General features: G+C 62.5%; 16 protein-coding genes. 13 read left to right on the top strand and 3 right to left on the bottom strand.

Features of this window, described 5'->3' with window-relative positions; genetic code table 11:
• The first annotated feature begins 152 nt into the window (after positions 1–152).
• The 9 genes from JNO51_RS16020 to nagE all read left to right on the top strand — a co-directional run bounded on the left by JNO51_RS16020 (position 153) and on the right by nagE (position 10,717).
• A complete protein-coding gene (locus JNO51_RS16020; RefSeq protein WP_215779277.1) occupies positions 153–806 on the top strand; it encodes an ABC transporter substrate-binding protein in 654 nt (217 codons plus the stop codon).
• 18 nt (positions 807–824) lie between these two features.
• The gene (locus tag JNO51_RS16015) at positions 825–1,556 is read left to right on the top strand and encodes an ABC transporter substrate-binding protein (RefSeq protein WP_215779275.1); all 732 of its coding nucleotides are present in this window, start codon (positions 825–827) and stop codon (positions 1,554–1,556) included.
• Positions 1,557–1,718: 162 nt separating this feature from the next.
• Positions 1,719–2,378: a protein TolQ gene (tolQ, locus tag JNO51_RS16010; protein WP_371822935.1), complete on the top strand. Its 660-nt coding sequence runs from the start codon at positions 1,719–1,721 to the stop codon at positions 2,376–2,378.
• A gap of 103 nt (positions 2,379–2,481) precedes the next feature.
• On the top strand, positions 2,482–3,342 hold the full coding sequence (yedA, locus tag JNO51_RS16005) for a drug/metabolite exporter YedA (protein WP_215779270.1): 861 nt from the start codon (positions 2,482–2,484) through the stop codon (positions 3,340–3,342).
• 308 nt (positions 3,343–3,650) lie between these two features.
• On the top strand, positions 3,651–4,385 hold the full coding sequence (locus JNO51_RS16000) for a GntR family transcriptional regulator (protein WP_215779269.1): 735 nt from the start codon (positions 3,651–3,653) through the stop codon (positions 4,383–4,385).
• Positions 4,382–5,491, top strand: a complete 1,110-nt coding sequence (nagA, locus tag JNO51_RS15995) for an N-acetylglucosamine-6-phosphate deacetylase (protein ID WP_215779266.1) — start codon at positions 4,382–4,384, stop codon at positions 5,489–5,491. The genes JNO51_RS16000 and nagA overlap by 4 nt, the downstream gene beginning before the upstream one ends.
• Entirely contained in the window at positions 5,472–6,494 is a 1,023-nt protein-coding gene (locus tag JNO51_RS15990) for an SIS domain-containing protein (protein ID WP_252346119.1), read from the top strand. The genes nagA and JNO51_RS15990 overlap by 20 nt, the downstream gene beginning before the upstream one ends.
• 31 nt (positions 6,495–6,525) lie before the next feature.
• The gene (ptsP, locus tag JNO51_RS15985) at positions 6,526–9,036 is read left to right on the top strand and encodes a phosphoenolpyruvate--protein phosphotransferase (RefSeq protein WP_215779264.1); all 2,511 of its coding nucleotides are present in this window, start codon (positions 6,526–6,528) and stop codon (positions 9,034–9,036) included.
• Positions 9,037–9,064: 28 nt separating this feature from the next.
• Positions 9,065–10,717: an N-acetylglucosamine-specific PTS transporter subunit IIBC gene (gene nagE / locus JNO51_RS15980; RefSeq protein ID WP_252346118.1), complete on the top strand. Its 1,653-nt coding sequence runs from the start codon at positions 9,065–9,067 to the stop codon at positions 10,715–10,717.
• A 70-nt stretch (positions 10,718–10,787) separates the two neighbouring features.
• Here nagE and JNO51_RS15975 read toward each other — a convergent pair whose 3' ends face one another.
• On the bottom strand, positions 10,788–11,231 hold the full coding sequence (locus JNO51_RS15975) for an Lrp/AsnC family transcriptional regulator (RefSeq protein WP_215779261.1): 444 nt from the start codon (positions 11,229–11,231) through the stop codon (positions 10,788–10,790).
• Between the two features lie 433 nt (positions 11,232–11,664).
• On the opposite strand from JNO51_RS15975, the gene phoB reads away from it, so the two are divergent.
• The 3 genes from phoB (at position 11,665) to tal (ending at position 14,848) form a co-directional block, all read left to right on the top strand.
• A complete protein-coding gene (gene phoB, locus JNO51_RS15970; protein ID WP_215779259.1) occupies positions 11,665–12,354 on the top strand; it encodes a phosphate regulon transcriptional regulator PhoB in 690 nt (229 codons plus the stop codon).
• Positions 12,355–12,372: 18 nt separating this feature from the next.
• Entirely contained in the window at positions 12,373–13,701 is a 1,329-nt protein-coding gene (phoR, locus tag JNO51_RS15965) for a phosphate regulon sensor histidine kinase PhoR (RefSeq protein ID WP_215779256.1), read from the top strand.
• A gap of 88 nt (positions 13,702–13,789) precedes the next feature.
• Complete coding sequence (gene tal / locus JNO51_RS15960; RefSeq protein ID WP_215779254.1) at positions 13,790–14,848, top strand: transaldolase; 1,059 nt, start codon at positions 13,790–13,792, stop codon at positions 14,846–14,848.
• Positions 14,849–14,920: 72 nt separating this feature from the next.
• On the opposite strand, the gene JNO51_RS15955 is transcribed toward tal, so the two are convergent.
• Entirely contained in the window at positions 14,921–15,448 is a 528-nt protein-coding gene (locus JNO51_RS15955; RefSeq protein WP_215779252.1) for a hemerythrin domain-containing protein, read from the bottom strand.
• Positions 15,449–15,619: 171 nt separating this feature from the next.
• Here JNO51_RS15955 and ampD point away from each other — a divergent pair, with 171 nt between their 5' ends.
• A complete protein-coding gene (gene ampD, locus JNO51_RS15950) occupies positions 15,620–16,177 on the top strand; it encodes a 1,6-anhydro-N-acetylmuramyl-L-alanine amidase AmpD (protein ID WP_215779250.1) in 558 nt (185 codons plus the stop codon).
• A 52-nt stretch (positions 16,178–16,229) separates the two neighbouring features.
• On the opposite strand, the gene JNO51_RS15945 is transcribed toward ampD, so the two are convergent.
• Positions 16,230–18,089 carry a potassium transporter Kup gene (locus tag JNO51_RS15945; RefSeq protein ID WP_215779248.1) on the bottom strand — a complete coding sequence of 620 codons (1,860 nt, stop codon included), beginning with the start codon at positions 18,087–18,089 and terminating at the stop codon, positions 16,230–16,232.
• Positions 18,090–18,334 lie beyond the last annotated feature (245 nt).

The raw sequence follows: 18,334 nt of genomic DNA, 5'->3' as shown, positions 1-18,334 counted from the left end.
TACCCAATTCCTTCATGCACCTCAGGTGCTTGACTATATTAAACCCAAGATCCACCAGAATAAGGCGGGCAAACATGGGCACCCTGCTGCGGAAATGGGCCTGCTGTCTCGGTTTGACGACCGCATCGTTGAGCTGGGCACAGACGCCGACCATGCATCTGCTGACTGAGCAATATCCACCGTTCAATATGATGACCAGCGGTGGCCAGGTCGGCGGCATGTCGACCGAGGTGGTACGCGAACTGTTCAAGCGCGCCAAAATTCCCTATCAGATCGAACTTGAACCCTGGATCCGCGCCTTCAACACCGCCATCCTGGAAAACAATACCTGCGTCTACTCCACCACCCGCACCGACAACCGGGAACACCAGTTCAAATGGGTCGGCCCGCTGGTGGAAAACACCTGGGCATTGTATGGCGGCCCGGCCAGCCCGAAGGGCATCTTTGCCCTCGAGGATGCGCGGCGCTTTACGATTGGCGGGTATAGCGGCGATGCCGAATCACAGTACCTGATCGGGCTGGGCTTCAATGTCGAACTGACCCCGACCGACGACCTCAACCTGCGCAAGCTGGTGGCCGGCCGCATCGACTTCTGGGCCACCAGCAAGCCGCGCGGCACCTACCTGATCAACCAGCAGAAGCTCGGGCAGATCAAGCTGCTGCTGAGCTTCAACAATGTGTTCCTCTATCTGGCCTGCAACCAGAATGTGCCGGATACCACCATTCACCGTTTGAACGACATCCTGACCACCATGCAGCATGACGGTTTTTACGATCAGCTGCACAAGCGCTATTTGAATGAGTGACCCGGAGGGGGAGACGCCATGAGGCCCGTGCTGCTGCGCTGTCTGTTCTGCCTGATGCTGCCTGCGCTGGCCGTGGGCGCAGCCCGCGCCGGCGGGCTGCGTCTGCTGACCGAGGACTACCCCCCGTTCAATATGGCCCTGCCCAACGGCCAGGTCGGCGGACTGTCCACCGACATCGTGCGCGAGCTGTTCCAGCGCGCCAAACGGCCGTACACCATTCAGCTGCAACCCTGGATCCGCGCCTTCAACACCACCATTCTGGAGAACAATACCTGCGTGTACTCCACCACCCGCACCGACAACCGCGAACACCAGTTCAAATGGGTCGGTCCGCTGCTGGAGAACCCCTGGGTGCTGTATGCCGGCCCGTCCAGCCCGAAAGTCGGCCTGGATCTGGAAAGCGTGCGGCGCTACAAGATAGGCGGCTACAACGGCGATGCCGTGGCGCAATACCTGATTGCCCGCGGCTTCAACGTTGAACTCACGCCGACCGATGACCTCAACGCCCGCAAACTGATGGCCGGGCGCATCGACTTCTGGGCGACCGGCAAGTACCTCGGCAACTACCTGACCAAAAAAGAAAAACTGCCACAGCTCAGACCGGTGCTGGTGTTCAATACCGCCTTCATGTATCTGGCCTGCAACCCGCATGTCGACAACCAGCTCATCTTCCAGCTCAACAGCGTGCTGCAGGGCATGCAGCAGGACGGCAGCATGAGCCGCATCGCCCATGCTTATCTGGCCCCCTGAGTCGCGATGTCGGGGGCGACACATCGCGTTACAATCCATCTGCTCGGCCATGGAACTTGGGTGGCATAATACTGGTCAATACACATTCTTCATGAAATGATGCCAGGCTGTACCGTGCCTTCGCGCACGCGGCAACCTCGTCAAGGAAACCCTGTGCAACCGATTTCGTTTATCTCCCTGATCCTGAATGCCAGTCTGGTGGTCCAGCTGGTGATGGCTGGCCTGGTCCTGACCTCCATTCTGTCCTGGACACTGATTTTCAATAAAACCTTTGTGCTGAAGAGCGCACGTCGCGACAGCGACGAATTCGAGCGCCAGTTCTGGAGCGGCACCGATCTGAGCCGACTGTTCGAAGACGCCTCGCGCCGTCAGCACCGCAGCGGCATGGAGCGCATCTTCCAGGCTGGGTTTGCCGAGTTCCTCAAGCTGCGCGGCCGCAGCGGCACCGAACTGTCCGACATCATGGATGGCTCGCGCCGCGCCATGCGTGCCGCCGCTCAGCGTGAACTCGATACCCTGGATCGGCACAATTCCTTCCTGGCCACCGTCGGTTCGGTCAGCCCCTACGTCGGCCTGTTCGGCACCGTCTGGGGCATCATGCACGCCTTCATCGGTCTGGGTAACACCGGCCAGGCCACCCTGGCGACCGTCGCCCCGGGGATTGCCGAAGCCCTGGTGGCCACGGCCATCGGTCTGTTTGCAGCCATTCCTGCCGTGGTGGCCTACAACCGCTTCGCCACCGATGTCGATCGTCTGGCCACCCGCTTCGATGCCTATATGGAAGAGTTTTCCAACATCCTGCAGCGTCAGGCTACGCGCTGACAGCCCATCGGGATGCCCGGACCCGGGCACCCCGGCAAGAATCTCCTTGTCCTGAATGATTATCAACCAATAGAATGATCAGCCAACCCTTCTGGCTGATCTGATGACTTCCTCCAACCGTCTGCCCGTCCTGCTGTCCCTGCTGGCGCTGTATATCATCTGGGGCTCGACCTATTTCGCCATTCGCGTCGGCGTTCAATCCTGGCCCCCCTTCATGATGGCCGGCGTACGCTTTTTGCTGGCAGGACTGCTGATGTACGGTTGGCTGCGCTGGCGCGGCGCCCCCAACCCGAACCGGCGAGAACTGGCCGGTGCAGCGCTGTTGGGGTTTCTGATGCCGGCGATCGGCAATGGCCTGGTGACCATGGCCGAAACCCGCGTCTCCTCCGGTGTGGCGGCACTGATGGTGGCCACCGTACCACTGTTTACCACCCTGTTTGCCCGCCTGCTGGGACAGCCGACCCAGCTGCGCGAATGGCTGGCTCTGCTGCTGGGTTTCTGCGGCATCGTGCTGCTCAACTTTGGTGCCAACCTGGCCGCCAGTCCCTTTGGGGCCGTGTTGCTGATCCTGGCCTGTATCGGCTGGGCGCTCGGATCGGCGCTCAACAAGCGGGTGACCCAGCCCAAGGGCATGATGGCCAGTGCCATGATGATGCTGTGCGCCGGCCTGCAACTGCTGCTGGCCAGTGCGCTCACCGGCGAGCATCTGCAAACCATGCCGCCGCTGGCCGGCTGGCTGGCCATGCTCTATCTGGCCGTCTTCGGCTCGATCATCGCCTACAGCGCCTATATCTATCTGTTGGCCCATGTGCGGCCGTCGCTGGCCACCAGCTATGCCTACGTCAACCCGGTGATCGCCGTGCTGCTCGGCATGGGCCTGCTGAATGAGCAGGTCGGTGGCATGGAGGTTGCCGGCATGGCGGTGATCGTCTCGGCCGTGGTCATGCTGGCCTGGCGGCGTTAACCACCTGTCCCCTGCAACCAACAGGCCGACCCATGCCGGGTCGGCCTGTTGGTTTTTTTGTCCTTGTCCCCTCTGCCTGGCGTTTGCGATCTGCATCGCGCGGTCTGTGCTGACGCAAACGTTTGCGTACGACTTTAATACCACTTTTTGCTTGTCTATCTGCCACTCATTCAGCATCAACTGTTTAATATGAAGGCTTTTGCTGCCATGCAGCAAGTTGTTCTGACGCAATGTTTTAAAAAATTGGTATTGACGTGGTATTTAAGTGGTATTAATTTTCGGTGACACCAAACAGACGGAACGCGGAAATGGATAGTCGCTGGACGGCCCTGCAGTTGGACGAATCGGACAACACCCCGCTGTATCTGCAACTGGCTCGCAAGCTGGCCGAGGCCATCAATGCCGGCTGGTGGCAGGCCGACGAGGCCCTGCCCTCGGAGCGGACCCTGTGCGAGGCACTTGCCATTTCCCGTGTCACCGCGCGCAAGGCGCTGGATATCCTGCTGGACCAGGGTCTGATCAGTCGCCGCCACGGTTCCGGTACCTTCATCACACCCAAGCTGGAACAACCCCTGTCGCGCCTGAACGGCTTTACCGAAGTCCTCAAGGCCAAGGGTTTCAAGCCGGAATCACAATGGCTGATGCGGGTCAGAACCACGCCGTCTTCGGAAGAGATCATCAAGCTCGGGTTGTCACCCAATGCCGAAGTCAGCCGACTCAAGCGCAAACGCCTGGCCGACGGCGTGGTGATGGCGATCGAAATCAGTACCCTGCCTGCCAGCTGCCTGCCGGATCCGCTGCAAGTCGAAAGCTCACTCTATGCCTATCTCGACAGCCACGGCCACTCGGTGGTGCGCGCCCTGCAACACGTGCGGGCCATCAATGCCACCCCGGAGCTGGCCGCCCTGGCCGGCATTCCTGTCGGAGAAGCCATGCTGATGATGTCGCGTATCGGCTATGACGCCGCCAACAACGCCATCGAGCTGACCGATACCTACTGCCGCAATGATTACTACGACTTTGTCGCGGAGCTGAAGCGATGAGCAAGCTGCAACAACTCAGTGGTCGCATCCTGACCCCGGAAGGCTGGGTGTCCGGCACCCTGACCTTTGATGAAAAAATCCGTCATATCGAAGCCGGTCCGGTCGCTGCCGATGCCCCGACCATCCTGCCCGGCTTCATCGATACCCACGTCCATGGCGGCGGTGGTGCCGACACCATGCAGGGCGGCGATGCCGTGACCACGCTGGCTCGGCTGCATGCCCGCCATGGCACCACCTCGCTGCTGGCTACCACCATGACCGCGCCGGAGGCCGATATCCGCCACGCGCTCGAAGCGCTGGCCGCTGCCTGTCACACCCGCCCGAGCGGCGCCGCCCGCGTGCTCGGCGTGCACCTCGAAGGCCCGTATATCAACCGCGGCAAGCTGGGCGCCCAGCCTGACAATACCTGTCATGCCGCCCTGACCCAGTTCGACGCCTTCAACCAGATTGCCCCGATTCGTCTGGTCACCATCGCCCCGGAAATCCCCGGGCACCTGGACATCATCGCTGCCCTCAAGGCGCGCGGCGTGCGCGTTCAGCTTGGCCACACCCTGGGCAGCTATGAAGACGGCGTGGCTGCGCTGGCGCATGGTGCCAGTGGCTTTACCCATCTGTTCAACGCCATGACCGGCCTGCATCACCGCGAACCCGGCATGGTCGGCGCCGCGCTGGCTCATGCCGAATACGCCGAGCTGATTCCCGACCTGCTGCACATCCATCCAGGGGCCATGCATGCAGCCATCCGTGCCATCCCGCACCTGTTCTGCGTGACCGATTCCACGGCTGCCGCCGGCATGCCCGACGGCCAGTACCGTCTCGGTTCGCATACCGTGACCAAGTGCCTGGGCGGTGTTCGCCTGGCCGACGGCACCCTGGCCGGCAGCACGCTGACCATGGATCAGGCGCTGCGCAATCTGGTGTCCATCGGTCTGGAACTGGCGGATGCCTCGCACCGTCTGTCGCGTAACCCCGCCGATTACCTCGGCGTGAGTGACCGCGGACGCCTGGCCCGTGATTGCTGGGCCGACCTGAATGTATTGGATGCCGATCTCAATCTGACCCGGGTTTATGTTGAAGGAGAGTCCCTTGTCCTCGCTGATGCTTGAAGAAGCGCAGAGCGCCGCCGAAGCGGTTGCTGCGCAGCACATGTATGCCGACGAACGCCTGGCTATGCTCGGCCGCCTGCTGGTGCAGCAGCCGCCGCAACTGGCGCTGACCGTGGCGCGCGGCAGTTCTGACCATGCCGCCAACTACTTTGCCTACCTGGCCATGCAGCGCCAGGGGGTGCCGGTGGTCTCGCTGCCGATGTCGCTGGTCACGCTGCACCATGCCCCGCTGCACGTCAAAGGCGCGCTGGCCGTCGGCTTGTCGCAATCCGGCCAGAGTCCGGACCTGGTGGAAACCATGAGCGCGCTCGGGCGAGCCGGGGCCATCACCGTCGCCCTGGTCAACCAGCATGAGTCACCGCTGGCCGACTGCTGCGAATGGGTTGTTCCCCTGTGCGCCGGCCCGGAAAAAAGCGTCGCTGCCACCAAGAGCTACATCACCTCGCTGTCGGCTGTGGCGCGTCTGGTGGGGCACTGGCAGGGAGATGTCAATCTGCTGGCGGCCCTGGAAACCCTGCCGGAACGACTTGGCGATGCCTGCCGTCAGGACTGGTCCGCCGCCATCGACGTGCTGGCGCCCGCCGACCGCATTATGGTGGTGGGGCGCGGCCTCGGGTTTGCCGTGGCACTGGAGTCGGCGCTGAAGTTCAAGGAAACCTGCGCCCTGCAGGCAGAAGCCTTCAGCAGTGCCGAAATCAAGCATGGCCCGATGGCACTGATCGACGAAGGCTACCCGCTGCTGGTCTATGCGCCGCGCAGCCCGGAGCAGGCCGGTCTGATCGCCCTGGCTGGCGAAATGCGTGAGCGTGGTGCCAATGTATTGCTGGCCGCGCCGCAAGACGTGGCAGAACGACAGCTGACGCTGGCCACCGCCGATGACGAGGTCCTGGACCCGCTGCTGGCGATCCAGAGCTTTTACCTGATGGCAGCCCGGTTGTCGGAGGCTCGCGGCTTGAACCCCGACCAGCCGCGCCATCTTTCGAAAGTGACGCGTACCGTCTGACGGTCGCGTGCAGTCAAGACAGGAAAACATCATGATCCAAGCGCTCGAACTCAAGGCGCCGCTCTCCGGCAAGGCGCTCTCCCTCGACCAGGTGCCGGACCCGGTCTTTGCCGGCCGCATGATGGGCGACGGCCTGGCCATCGACCCGGCCAGCAGCACCCTGCTGGCACCCTGTGACGGCGTGGTGTCGCAGATCGCGCGCACCGGTCATGCCCTGACCCTGAGGGCAAGTAACGGCGCCGAGATCCTGATGCATATCGGCATCGACACCGTCAGTCTGCAAGGCCAGGGGTTCAAGCCGCTGGTGGCGCAGGGTGACAGCATCCGCTGTGGCCAGCCGCTGATCGAAGCCGACTTCGACTTCATCCGCGGCAAAGCCCCGTCGCTGGTGACGGTGGTGGTGATTGCCAACAGCGATGCCTTCGAGCCAGCCGCGCGTGCCGACGGCGAGCTCAGTGCCGGGCAGTCGATGTTCATGCGTATCGTGCCGCTGGGCATGGCCGCCGCCGAGCCGACCGTCGCGCGTGACGACCAGACCCTGCAAGGCCAGGCGCTGGTCGGTCATGGTGATGGCATCCATGCCCGTCCGGCGGCCATGATCCAGGCCGCGGCCAAGGCATTCAATGCGCGTGTCAGCCTGCGCTTCAATGGCCAGGAGGCCAATGCCCGCAGCGTGGTGGCCCTGATGGGCCTGGGCATCGGCAAGGGCGATCAGGTACAGGTGCTCGCCAGCGGCGAACAGGCAGCCGAGGCCCTGGCCGCGGTGATTGAGGCATTGCAGGCGCACAGCCCCAGTGCCCAGGCAGAGGCCGCCCCGGCTTCCGCCGCCGCCCCGGCCATGCTGGCCGATGGCAAGATCGGCGGCGTGCTGGCGGCCCCGGGCCTGGCCATTGGTCCGGTGGTGCAGTTTGCCGCTGCCGAGCCATGGGTCGAAGAACAGCCCGGCCTGCTGGCCGACGAATACCGCGCCCTGGCCAGGGCGCTGGCCACCGTGCGCAGCGAAATCATGGCGCAGATGCATGCTGCCCTGAAGCGCGGCGACAAGGCCCTGCAGGCCATCTTCGATGCCCACCTGGCCTTGCTGGACGACCCGGAGCTGATCGGTGCCGCCGAACGCAGCGTGGGGCAGGGCCAGAGTGCCGGCGTGGCGTTCCGCGACGCCGCTCGGGCTCAGCGCCAGATGCTGTCCGCCATGAACAACCCCCTGCTGGCTGAACGTGCCAATGATCTGAAAGATCTGGAGCGCCGCGTTCTGCTGGCCCTCAGCGGTGAAACCGCCGACAAGCCCAGCGTGCCGCCGCAGTCCATCCTGATCGCCGATGACCTGACGCCCTCCGATCTGGCCACCCTGCCGGCCGATGCCCTGGCCGGCGTCGTCCTGGCTCGCGGTGGTGCCACCTCGCATGTGGCCATTCTGGTGCGCGCGCGCGGTGTCCCGGCCATGGTGGCCGCGGGTCCGGCCGTGCTGGAAATTGCAAATGGCCGCGAAGTGCTGCTGGATGCCACGGCCTGCGTGCTCGACCCGAAGCCGGACAGCGCCAGCCTGCAGGCTGCCCGCGCCCAGATCGATGAGCGGCGCGCCATGCTGGCCAAGGTCCGTGAGGCAGCGTCGCAGCCGGCACAAACCCGTGACGGTCACCCGGTCGAGGTGGCGGCGAATATTGCCAATGAACGCGATGCCCGCGAAGCCGTGCGCTGCGGTGCCGACAGCGTCGGCCTGCTGCGCAGCGAATTTCTGTTCATCGAGCGCGAGGCGGCACCGACCCGCGAAGAACAGCATGCGGCCTATCAGGCGGTGCTGGATGCATTACAGGGTCGCAGCGCCATCATGCGCACCATCGACGTCGGCGGCGACAAGGAAGTGCCGTATCTGACCCTGCCACATGAAGACAATCCGGCGCTGGGACTGCGCGGCATCCGCAGCGGCTTTGCCCGTCCGGCGCTGCTCGACGACCAGCTGGCGGCCCTGCTGGCCACCCGGCCGGCCAGCAAGTTGCGCATCCTGCTGCCCATGGTGGCCGATGTCGACGATCTGCTGCGCGTCAAGATCCGGCTGGCGGAACTGGCTGCCGAGCTGGGGGTGAGCGAGTTGCCGCAACTCGGGGTGATGATCGAAGTCCCCTCGGCCGCCATGCTGGCCGACCAGCTGGCCGAACATGCCGATTTCCTGTCCATCGGCACCAACGACCTGACGCAATACACCCTGGCGCGTGATCGCTGCAATCCAGATCTGGCTGCCGGTCTCGACCACATGCATCCGGCGCTGTTGCGCCTGATCGCCCAGACCACCGCCGGCGCCGCCAGACATGGCCGCTGGGTCGGCGTGTGCGGTGCCATGGCTTCCGATCTGGAGGCCGCCCCGGTATTGCTGGGCCTCGGCGTGACCGAACTGTCGGTCAGCCCGGGGCTGGTACCTGAACTCAAGGCCAGGGTACGTGCCCTGGATCTGGAGATGTGCCGGCGTGAAGTGCAGCCCCTGCTGCAACTCACCTCGGCAGCGCAAGTCCGCGCGCGTGCGCGCGAAATCTGGCCGCAAGTGTAGGCGGCTTCTCAACACAGGAGAGAGTGTGATGTCGATGAATAAATTCGCTGGCATTCAGCAGCTGGGGCGTGCCCTCATGCTGCCGATTGCCGTGCTGCCGGTCGCGGGTTTGCTCCTGCGTCTCGGTCAGCCGGACTTGTTGAACATTGCCTGGCTGGCATCTGCCGGGGGGGCCATCTTTGACAACCTCGCGCTGATCTTCGCCATTGGCGTGGCAGTCGGGTTTGCCAAGGAAAACAACGGGACCGCCGGTCTGGCTGGGGTGGTCGGCTATCTGATCATCACCGCCGTCCTCAAGGCGCTGGATGACAAGATCAATATGGGCGTGCTCTCGGGCATCATCATGGGTCTGATTGCCGGTGGCCTGTACAACCGCTACAAGGACATCAAGCTGCCGCCTTACCTGGCCTTCTTCGGCGGCAAGCGCTTCGTGCCGATCGTCACCGGTCTGACCAGCGTGGTGCTCGGTCTGGTATTCAGCGTCATCTGGCCGCCGATCCAGGGCGGGATTGATGCCATCGGCCACTGGCTGATCAACGCCGGCAGCATCGGCCTGTTCGTCTATGGCGTGCTGAACCGTCTGCTGATCGTCACCGGGCTGCATCACATCCTCAACTCGCTGGTGTGGTTTGTCTTCGGCAGCTTCCCGGCCGCCGCCGGCAAGATCGCCACCGGCGACCTGAACCGCTTCTTTGCTGGTGACCCGACCGCCGGCGCCTTCATGACCGGTTTCTTCCCGGTGATGATGTTCGGTCTGCCGGCTGCCTGCCTGGCTATGTACCGTTGCGCCAAGACCGAGAACAAAAAGGCCGTGGCCGGTCTGCTGCTGTCGATGGCCCTGACCTCCTTCCTGACCGGCGTTACCGAGCCGGTGGAATTCGGTTTCATGTTCCTGGCGCCGGCCCTGTATGCCGTACACGCCGTCCTGACCGGTCTGTCGCTGGTGATTACCCACCTGCTGCACATCCGTCTCGGCTTCACCTTCTCGGCCGGTCTGTTCGACTACCTGCTGTCCAGCGGCAAGGGTGAGAACCCGCTGCTGATGCTGCCGGTGGGTGCGGTGTACTTCGTGGTCTACTACGTGGTGTTCACCTTTGCCATCCGCAAATTCAACCTGATGACCATGGGGCGTGAAGAAGATGCTCCGGTTGTCCCGGTGGCACAAACCAGCGGCAGCGACCGTGCACGTGGCTATATTGCCGCGCTGGGCGGCGCCGCCAACCTGAAGTCGGTCGATGCCTGCACCACCCGTCTGCGTCTGGAAGTCGCCGATGGTCAGGCGCTGGATGAGGCCGCCCTCAAGGCGCTGGGCTCGCGTGGTCTGATTCGCCCGGCACCGGGCAGTGTGCAGGTGGTCATCGGGCCGGAAGCCGACCTGATTGCCGATGAAATTCGTCAGGTGCTGCGTCAGTCGGCCAGTGCTCCGGCAGCGGCTGCGAGTACGCCAAATTTTGATCGCGCCCGCTGGACGGCAGCATTGGGCGGCGAAAGCAACGTTTTCAATGTCGAGCAGGTGGCCGGTACCCGCCTGCGCATCGAAGTGGCGGACAGCGGTCGCATCGATGAGACGGCACTGAAGGGATTGGGCGCGGTAGAAGTGGTGCCGTTCTCCAGTACCTTGCTGCACGTGGTCCTGGCCGGAGATGCCGAGCAGGCACTGGCCGCGCTGGGTCACAAATGATCAGATAAGGGACGACCTCTGATCCACTCCCCCGCAACCGGGCACCTCAGGGTGCCCGGTTTTTTTGCTGTTACTCCGTCTCCACCACATCCGGCATGCGCAGCGGCACCGGCACATCAATCACGATCGAGGTCTTGGTATCGCCGTACTGCATCAGCCGAGCGATCAGGGCCTGCAGGTCCGGCATGGAACGTACCGCCACCTTGAGCAGCAGCCCGCTGGTACCGGTGACCGAAAAGCATTCGAGGATTTCCGGCAGCGTCGCCAGCTGTTCCATCACGATGTAGTAGTCCTGATGCTTCACCGTCAGTTCGATCAGGCACTGGATCGGATAGCCGATCTTGGCTGGATTGATGCGCGCGTGATAGCCGGTGATCACGCCGGCATGCTCGAGTTTTTCCACCCGATCCGCCACGGCGGGCGCGGACAGGTTGACCCGCCGCGCCAGTTCGGCGTAGCTGATGCGTGCGTTTTCGTGCAGCGCAGTGAGGATTTTCTTGTCAAACTTGTCCATGGCTTCGAATCGAAGGTAAAACCTGATTATAAACGAGCATTCGAAATAATTGCCCCATTATTATCAGGGGAACCCCATTAATCTCTCACCGGGGCAGCCGTAGAATACGGGCCTTCAGCGGTGCTTTGCTCCGCTACCGGATCTGTTGCAGAAAACTGTCCTGTCCCGTTATGACTTTTTTCCCGCAACTGTCCTGGTGATCTCTTTGTCCCTGGTCACAAGTCATTGTCTTGTAATGTTGACGGCGACCCTTTATCCGAGCCTGTTTCCTTGACAGGCTCGTTTTTTTTGCCTTTTTTTGCTGCCAGACGTGGCGTATTCGGTCTCAATGACAAATAACTAGCAATAGGCACCGAAAACCCGAATACTTGTCATATTTCTGCAATTTTTAGTTTTTATCCTTGCCACAATTGCTTAACAAGGATGGACCTCAATGGCGGCAAATATTCTGCTGGTCGAAGACGAACCGGCAATTCAGGAGCTGATCGCTTTCAACCTGACTCAGGCCGGGCATCACGTGCTGCGTGCCAGCACGGCTGAAGCGGCGATTACCCTGGTCAGGAATGCTCTGCCGGATCTGGTCTTGCTCGACTGGATGCTGCCTGGTGCCTCGGGAATCGAAGTCGCCCGCAAATTGCGCAGCGACGAACGCACCCGCAGCGTACCGATCATCATGCTGACGGCCCGCTCCGATGAACAGGACAAGATCTCCGGCCTGGAGGCCGGCGCCGACGACTACATCACCAAGCCCTTCTCGCCACGCGAATTGCTGGCGCGCATCAAGGCCGTGCTGCGCCGTCGTGCCCCGCAGATGACCGATGATGCCGTCGAAGTGCAGGGCCTGCGTCTCGACCCGATCACCCACCGCGTGACCGGCAACGAGCAGCCCATTGATCTGGGACCGACCGAGTTCCGTCTGCTGCATTTCTTCATGACCCATGCCGAGCGGGTTCACTCCCGTGCCCAATTGCTGGATCATGTCTGGGGCGATCATGTGTTTGTCGAGGAGCGCACGGTGGATGTGCATATCCGTCGCCTGCGCAGTGCGCTGGAGGCAACCCGGCATGATCATCTGATCCAGACCGTGCGCGGCACGGGCTATCGTTTTTCCACACAGCGGTAAGGTTTCAGTGAGGCGGTTTTGCGCGAATTTCTGCAGCGGGTGTTGGGGTGGCTGGCCTGTATCGTGCTGGTCAGTGTCGGTTTCTGGCTGTTTTCCGGGCCGCAGGATGGCCTGATTGCCCTGGCGATCTGCCTGGGCGGCATGCTGGGCTTTCACCTGTTCCACGTCGCGCTCCTGCTGCGCTGGCTGAAAAACCCGATTGCCGCCCGCGTGCCGGATGGCCTGGGTGCCTGGCACACCGTCTTCATGACACTCTACCGCCAGGTGCGCACCCAGGATCAGAGCAAGCGCAAGCTGACCCATGTCCTCGAACGTTTCATCAATGCCGGCGAAGCCATGCCGGACGGCGTGATCGTGCTGGATGAAAATGATCGCATCGAATGGATGAATCCCACGGCCGTCGAGCATTTCGGTCTCGACCGCCAGCGCGATGTCGGCAACCTGCTGCTCAACCTGATCCGCCAGCCGTCGTTTCATGCCTACATGAAGGCCGACAACTTCAGCCAGCCGCTGGTCCTCAAGTATTCGCAACCGCGCGAGATCGTGCTGACCATCCAGCTGGTGCCGTTCGACTCCACCCGCAAGCTGATGCTGTCCCGCGACATCACCCAGCTGGAGATGGTGCATACCGTGCACCGCGATTTCGTTGCCAATGTCTCGCACGAGCTGCGCACCCCGCTGACCGTGATCGGCGGCTTTCTGGAAACCCTCAGCGACATGCCGGAAGACAATCCGGCCGCCCTGCGCCAGTTCCTGCCAATGATGATGGAACAGTCGCGCCGCATGCAGACCCTGGTGGAAGACCTGCTGACCCTGTCGCGACTGGAAAACAGCCCGGCGCCGCTGACCTCGGAAAAGGTCGATATGAACCAGATGCTGGAGACGCTGATGGTGGAAGCCGAAGGCCTGTCCCAGGGCCGCCACGAAGTCAGCCTGCAAAAGCAGACCGGCCTGTGGCTGTGGGGCAGCAGCCGTGAACTGCACTCTGCCTTCAGCAATCTGGTGTCCAATGCCATTCGCTACACCCCGGAAGGCGGCCGCATCTCGCTGTGCTGGCGCGAAGAAGCCGAGAGAGTGGTGTTCAGCGTCTCCGACACCGGCATCGGCATTCCCCGCGAGCACATCCCGCGCCTGACCGAGCGCTTCTACCGGGTTGACCGCGGCCGCTCGCGCGGCAACGGCGGCACCGGGCTGGGCCTGGCCATCGTCAAGCACGTCGTGGCACGCCATCATGCCAAGCTGGACATTCACAGCGAACCCGATATGGGCAGCACCTTCAGCGTGGCATTCGGCCGTGAGCGGATGGCCGAACCGGCAGCGCCTGACAACGCGGTCAACCAGGCCTGACAAGCACATCGTTTCATTTATAAATACTTGGCTTGCGCGCCGTCTGGCGCTACGATGCAGTTTTCCCCTCGCTTTATCGGATCACACCATGAATCGTTTGCAAGCCATCCGCCCATTTGGCCAGCGTATCTGGCTCGACAACCTCTCCCGCGAACTGCTTTTTTCCGGTGAACTGGCGCGCCTGATCAAACAGGACGGCATTGCTGGCGTGACCTCCAATCCGACCATTTTCCACAAGGCCATCAGCACCGATCCGCGCTACCGCGACGATCTGGTTGCCCTCAAGGCACGTGGCATGGGCGCGGAAAAAACATACGAAGAACTGGTGATTCCCGATGTGCGCACCGCCTGCGACATGATGTTGCCGGTGTACCAGCAAAGCGAGCGAGACGACGGCTACGTCAGCCTGGAGGTTTCGCCCCTGCTGGCCAACGACGTGGAAGGTACCCTGCAGTCGGCCCGCGACCTGTGGCAATCGGTCGGCCGTCCCAACCTGATGATCAAGATTCCGGCCACCCCGGCCGGGATCGAAGCCTTCGGCGTCCTGATCCGCGAAGGCATCAACGTCAACATCACCCTGCTGTTCAGCCTCAAGCAGGTCGAAGCCGTGTGGGATGCCTACATCGCCGGCCTGAGCGCGCGCCATGGCGATGGCCATGCACTGGCACACGTCAAGGCCGTGGCCAGCTTCTTCCTGTCGCGCGTCGATTCGCTGCTTGACCCGCAACTGCCGCCGGCCCTGCAGGGCAAGGGTGCCATCGCCCTGTCCAAGGCCGCCTATGCGCGCTATACCGAACGCTTCCACGGCGCCGAGTTCGCCGAGCTGGCGCGTGCCGGGGGCCGTCCGCAATACCTGCTGTGGGCCTCGACCGGCACCAAGAACCCGGCTTACTCCGATGTGCTGTATGTTGAAAGCCTGATCGGTGCCGAAACCATCAACACCGTGCCGGATGCCACGCTGGACAAGTTCCGCGACCATGGCGAAGCCGCCGCGACGCTGCGTCAGGAACCGGAAGCGGCCCGCGAAGTGCTGGCCGGCATCATGGCCGCCGGCATCGACCTGGATGCCGTGGGTGAAAAGCTGCAGCAAGATGGCCTGAAGATGTTCGTCGACTCCTTCAATGCCCTGATGGAACTGACGGCCTGAGACGGCCGCGCGCGTCACCGCAAAACAAAAGCCGCCCGGACAGGCGGCTTTTTTGTTGACCGGCGCGCGGGACTACAGCGACGGCGTGCGTTTGGCGGCCATATGCTTGCCGGCTTCACGCTTTTCCTCTTCGGTCATCACCTTGTCGGCGGTCGGAATCAGCCAGGCTTCCTCAATCGCGGCATGCATGCGGTACTGGCGCACGAACTCCTCGATCTCGATGCGGCTGATCACCGAGATATCGCCATTCTTCAATGCCAGCAGATCATCGCGGATGGCATTCCAGCGCGAATGCAGATAGCCGTGCTCGGCGCTCAGCTGCTCCAGCTTGGGCGGCGCCGACGGCACGCGTGCCTCGAGAATCGGAAACAGCTCGTCCTCTTCATCCGCATGGTGCGAGGGTCCGGCCACATCGAAATAGCGCACGATGGATTCGATGGTGGAACGCGCGGCGTCATCCACGCCATGCTCGCTGATATGCGGTACCAGCTTGTCCAGCAAATCACAGAAACGGCGGATCTGGTCATGACAGGCCAGCAGCATGTCCAGCGGTTGGTCAAAGGATGGCGCCGGGTGGGTCAGACTCTCGAGGGTCGGCATGATTCTTTCTCCAGCAATGCGTTTGGTATGCAGCAGTATGCAGCTATCGGCATGACCGTCATTCGATCTTGCTCAAGCCGGGTGTATTTATTTGGGATGTTCAGAATAGCACGAGCAGATCGGGGCAACTGCCCTAAAATAGGCAAATTCCTCCAAGCACGGTGATCAAGCATGCTGTCCCTCAACGCCGGGGGCTGGGTCGAACCCGCCCGCCACATCGTTTCGCCCAACTGCAATGACCGGCCGGCGGGCACGGCCATCGAACTGCTGGTGATCCACAACATCAGCCTGCCGCCCAACCAGTACGGCGGACCGGGCGTGGAGCAACTGTTCACCAACACCCTCGACCCGCAGGCCCACCCCTACTATGCCGACATTGCTCACCTGAAAGTCTCGGCCCACTTCTTTATCCGTCGCGATGGCCAGCTGCTGCAGTTCGTGCCGGTACAGTCGCGCGCCTGGCATGCCGGCGTCTCCAGCTGGCAGGGCAGGGAAGGCTGCAATGACTTCTCGCTGGGCATCGAACTGGAAGGCTCGGACTTCGAACCGTTCACCGAGGCGCAATACGCCTGCCTGAGCGAGCTGGCCAGCCTGTTGTTCACCTGCCTGCCCCTCAAGGCCGTCACTGGGCACGCCGACATCGCCCCGGGCCGCAAGACCGATCCCGGCCCATACTTCGACTGGTCGCGCCTCCGGGCCAGCTTGCCCATCGGCGCGCAACAGGCATGAAAAAAGGCCTGTGCATGGTGTGCACAGGCCTTCTGCAATACAGCGCAGAGGCTTACAGCTCGATCTGTGCCCCCAGCTCGACCACGCGGTTGGTCGGAATCTGGAAGAAATCGGTGGCGCGCAAGGCATTCTTGCTCATCCACAGGAACAGCTTTTCGCGCCAGCGTGGCATGCCCGGACGATCGGTCGAAATCAGCGTCTCGCGCGACAGGAAGAACGAGGTGTCCATCAGGTCGAACTCGAGATGGTGCTTCTTGCCGGCCTCGACAATATCGTCGATATCCGGGGTCTCCATGAAGCCGTAATGCGCGACCACGCGCCAGAAACTGTTCGACAGCTGGCTGATTTCCACCCGGTTGGTGACATAGGGAATGTCCTCGGTGCTGATGGTCATCAGCACCACACGCTCATGCAGCACCTTGTTGTGCTTGAGATTGTGCAGCAGGGCATGCGGCACACCATGGGTGGTCCCGGTCAGGAACACCGCCGTGCCCTGCACCCGGGTCGGCGGGTAGTGTTCGATGTTCTCAATGAATTCTTCCAGCGGCAGGGCATGCTCCTGAATGCGCTGGAACAGCAGCTCGCGCCCGAGCTTCCAGGTATTCATCACCAGGAACACGATCAGGCCGATCGTCAGTGGCAGCCAGCCGCCATGCAGCAGCTTGAGCAGGTTGGCGCTGAAGAAGGTGAAGTCCAGCACCATGAACACCCCGGTAATACCCAGCGCCAGCGGCAGCGGCCAGCGCCAGTTCACCCGTGCCACCACGAAGAACAGCAGGGTCGTGATCACCATGGTGCCGGTCACGGCAATGCCGTAGGCCGCCGCCAGGCTCTCGGAGGAGCCGAACGACACCGTGACCACCAGCACTGCCACCAGCAGCGCCCAGGTGACGAACGGCAGATAGATCTGGCCGATCTCGCGCGCCGAAGTATGCAGAATGGTCATGCGCGGGCAGTAGCCCAGCTGGATCGCCTGACGTGTCAGCGAGTAGGCGCCGGAAATCACCGCCTGCGAAGCAATCACCGTCGCCATGGTGGCCAGGATGATCAGCGGCAGCAGGGCCCACTTCGGCGCCAGAATGAAGAACGGATTGGCCACGGCTTCGGCATGACGCAGCAGCAGGGCGCCCTGGCCGAAATAATTCAGCACCAGCGCCGGCAGCACCAGGCAGAACCAGGCATGCTGGATCGGCTTGCGGCCGAAGTGGCCCATGTCGGCATACAGCGCCTCGCCACCGGTCAGCGCCAGCACCACCGCGCCCAGCGTCAGGAAGGCCCCGTAACCGTGCGTCAGCAGGAATTGCAGCCCATACCAGGGGTTGACCGCCGCCAGAACCTGCGGACTTTGCACGATGCTGTGCAGGCCGAGCAGACCGATCACCAGGAACCACACCACCATCACCGGGCCGAACAGGCGGCCGACACTGGCCGTGCCGAAGCGCTGCAGCAGGAACAGGCCGATCAGCACCGCCACCGCCATCGGCAGCACGAACTCCGCCATCGCCGGGCTCAGCACCTTCAGGCCCTCACTGGCCGACAACACCGATACCGCCGGCGTGATGATGGCATCGCCATAGAACAGCGCCGCGCCGAACAGGCCGAGCACCACGATGCGCTTCTTGGCATTGCCGTTCAGATAACGCCGCGCCAGCGCCATCAGCACCATGATGCCGCCTTCGCCATTGTTGTCGGCACGCAGAATGAAGGCCACATACTTGATGGTGACCACCAGCAGGATGGCCCAGAAGATCAGCGACAGAATACCCAGCGTATTGGCATGAGTCGGCGCCAGACTGGTGATCGAAAAGCAGACGCTCAGGGTATAAAGCGGGCTGGTACCGATGTCACCGTATACCACGCCGATGGCGCCCAGCGTCGTGGCCGCCATGCTGTTTTTATGATGTTGCTGCATGTTGATGATGAGTGTGATTTTTCAGTGATTGACGGGGTTGGCCGACGGCGCAGATCGTGTGCAGACAGGCCCAAGTCAGGACTGCAGAAGCATTTGGCATGCGCGCAGCTTACCTGAAGCGACTCCTTCACGGCAAAAATAAACCGGAAATCCCGTTGTTGGTATAGCGCATTTTGTCAGTCATAGGCGACACTGCCGGCGCGAAACAGCCTGGGGCCGAGGTTCCAACCGGCGCGGCAAAACGG

The organism is Paludibacterium sp. B53371, from assembly GCF_018802765.1.
In the GTDB taxonomy this organism is placed as follows: domain Bacteria; phylum Pseudomonadota; class Gammaproteobacteria; order Burkholderiales; family Chromobacteriaceae; genus Paludibacterium.
The sequence above is the reverse complement of the archived record's forward strand: the minus strand, read 5'-3'. Positions and strand labels throughout refer to the sequence as shown.